We start from the raw sequence: 3,139 nt of genomic DNA on the forward strand, positions 1-3,139 counted from the left end.
GTTTTCTTAGCAACAATTTTGACAGCCGTTGTCGGTACTTTAATCACTGGACTGTTTGCAAACTTGCCTTACGCGTTGGCACCGTCAATCGGTATGCAAGCCATGTTTACCTACACGATTGTCTTTGGTTTGGGGTACACATGGAAGCAAGCATTGGGAATGGTCTTCTTGGTTGGTCTAGTTGATGTGATTATCACCTTGACGAAGATTCGATCAGCCATTGTTAAAGCAATTCCGGATCAACTTAAGCACGCCATCGCAGCAGGTATTGGGCTGTTTATCGCCTATATTGGGCTTAAGAATGCCGGCTTCTTAAATTTCTTAGTTGACCCGCAAAACATTTTAACCTTGAACAACAAGCCATTTACAGGTGGTGGGGCCAAGGTAATTGAAAGTATTACGGCAAACGGTAGCACGACGCCAGAAATTGCCACGTTTAGTCAGCCAGCTGTCTTGTTGGGACTAATCGGTTTGGTGGTTTTGGTATTGTTGGTGGTCGCCAACGTGCCGGGGGCCTTCTTATTGTCAGTCTTCATCACGACGATTATTGGTATTCCAATGGGCGTAACGAATACGCACATTGACGCCATGGCCTCATTTACATCAACGTTTAAGGACTTTGGTGGTATCTTTGGTCAAGCACTTGGTCCAGACGGCCTTTGGTCAATGTTTACGTCACCAAAGCACATTTTGATTGTTGTATTAACAGTATTCTCAATGGGCTTGTCAGGTTTGTTTGACGCCATTGGCACGTTCATTGGTACAGGTATGACGACTGGTATTTTCTCTGAAGCTGACCAGAAGGAGTTCTACGAAGGTAAGGGCTTTAAGTCAAAGATGGACCGCGGGTTGGTTGCAGATACATTTGCGACGATGTTTGCTGGTATCTTTGGTACCTCAAATACAACGACGTTCATTGAAGCGTCAGCCGGCATTAAGGCGGGTGGACGTACTGGTTTGACATCAGTCGTCGTTGCAATTGGTTTCTTGCTTGCAATTATTGCGGCACCGCTGGTTAATGTGATTCCAACGGCAGCAACTGCACCAATTCTAATCGTTGTTGGTATCATGATGATGAATGAGTTTAAGGCAATCGAGTGGGATGATATTGAAATTGCGATTCCCGCCTTCTTCACGTCAGCATTCATGGCCTTCTCATACTCAATTTCGTATGGTATTGCGGCTGGCTTTATTTTCTTCGTTGTCATTAAGAGTGTGAAGCGGAAGTTTGCTGAAATTAGTCCAATCTTGTGGATTGTGACGATTTTGTTCTTGTTGAACTTCATCTCGTTAGCAGTTAATTAAAAAATTTTTGAAACGCTCTTGCGACTGGTTTTCTTGGTTGCAAGAGCGTTTTTTTGTGAATTAAAAAATTATTTTGATGACTTTTGGACAAATTGTACAACCGTGCCTCTTTATTAGTTGTGAGGAAGTAAGACATGACGACAATTCAAGCGGTATTTAGTAACGCCATTTTCGAGGCAGCACAACACCAAGCAAGTGATATTTACATTATGCCGAAACAAGACGGGTATCAGGTGTCTTGTTATACGGCGGACGGGATTGTTCCATTGGACGTGTTAACAGCATCGGTAGGGGCAGCTTTAATTCGCCGCATTAAATTTGAGGCACAGATGGACATCAGTGAAATGCGGCGCCCGCAATTGGGACGGTGGACTTATCAAGCGGGTGACCGACCACTTCATTTGCGGGTATCTAGTGTTGGTGATTTTCTAAATCGGGAGTCAGTGGTCGTTCGGTTAATCGTGGCGGCCACCGACCGCCAAATTCGATGGGTAGAGACGACGCCTGTGGCTGAACTCACGGCCACGTTAGCGCGTCGACAGGGGTTAGTCTTAATTGCTGGGCAAATGGGCGCCGGTAAAACGACGACATTGCATTACCTGGCGGGACAGGTACTTCAAAATCAGATGATTTTGACAATCGAAGATCCGGTGGAAATTGTGCAGAGTGAGTACCTACAATTACAGGTTAATCGTGACGCAGAAATGGATTATGCGACCTTGCTACGATTGGCATTGCGTCACCATCCGGATGTGATGATTATTGGTGAGATTCGGGATGCCGAAACGGCGCACATTGTTGTTGAAGCGGCCTTGAGCGGTCATTTAATTTTAAGTACCGTTCATGCCATGTCAATAGCTGGCATTTGGTACCGGCTGCGGGCATTCGGTATACCAGCGGCCATTCTTCGCCAAGTTTTGATTGGCTTGGGTTACCAAACAATGGTGCATGACACACACGGACCAATGGCTGATTTGCAAGTTGCGCAGGGGGACGAATTAGTGACATTACTCCAGGAGGTGAGGGATGAAGAAGCAGCAGTGGCCGTTGAAAACGCAAGCTGATTTTTTTGAATTGCTTGGCCAACTGATTGCGAACGGGTATGCGTTAGAACGGGCGTTGATGACCGTGCAAGGTGTTTTACCCAAACAACGGCTGGCACTAATCGCAATTGTGGCTGGGTTGCATCAAGGTCAACCACTACATCAGCTACTGGCACCGTATGTGCGTCGCGAAATTGCGCGTGAATTGGCTTTTGCTAGTGTCCATGGGCGGCTATCGCAACTGGTGATGGAAATTGGTCGACGGGAACATCGTCGGTTGAGACAAAGTCAGAAGCTCCGCCAATTACTACTCTATCCAGTTGTGCTACTGGTGATGTTAGCGGGCTTAATGGGGCTATTTTGTACGTATCTATTGCCTCAATTACAGCAGATGGGTGCAACAGTGCCACAGCTGTCGCACTGGGGCGTTGGTTTAAGCGTGAGTGTTTTAACCTGTTGTGTTGTTAGTTGGCTTGGTGGACGAATATGGCGTCGACGTAATTGGCTGCAACGACTACAGCTGTTACAGCGGGTGCCATTCATCGGCTCACTGGTGCAGCTGTCTATCGGATATCAGATGAGTTTGCAATTGGGGTTACTTTTGACGAGTGGGATTGGTTTGGCGACAATCGTCAAGCGGAGTGCAACAGCGGATAGTCCAGAATTAATGCGACTATTGGGCACGCAAGCAGAATGGGGCTTACGAGAAGGCCAAGATTTACGGCAAGTTATTCAGTCGATGCCATTATTACCGCCGGAATGTCAGCATCTTTTTGCAAAAGGAAAATCAG

General features: G+C 46.6%; 3 protein-coding genes. All 3 read left to right on the forward strand.

Annotation, left to right across the window (positions count from 1 at the left end; all coding sequences use genetic code 11):
- On the forward strand, positions 1-1,305 hold a 1,305-nt coding region (locus WEIDD23_RS10370; RefSeq protein WP_242865509.1), incomplete at its 5' end, for an NCS2 family permease.
- Positions 1,306-1,439: 134 nt separating this feature from the next.
- A complete protein-coding gene (gene comGA, locus WEIDD23_RS10375) occupies positions 1,440-2,369 on the forward strand; it encodes a competence type IV pilus ATPase ComGA (RefSeq protein WP_062358966.1) in 930 nt (309 codons plus the stop codon).
- Positions 2,332-3,139, forward strand: an 808-nt coding sequence (locus WEIDD23_RS10380; protein ID WP_062358967.1) for a type II secretion system F family protein, incomplete at its 3' end; no start/stop codon positions are given. The genes comGA and WEIDD23_RS10380, both read left to right, overlap by 38 nt.

Origin of the sequence: Weissella sp. DD23 (assembly GCF_001579105.1) — a bacterium.
Classification (GTDB): domain Bacteria; phylum Bacillota; class Bacilli; order Lactobacillales; family Lactobacillaceae; genus Weissella; species Weissella cibaria.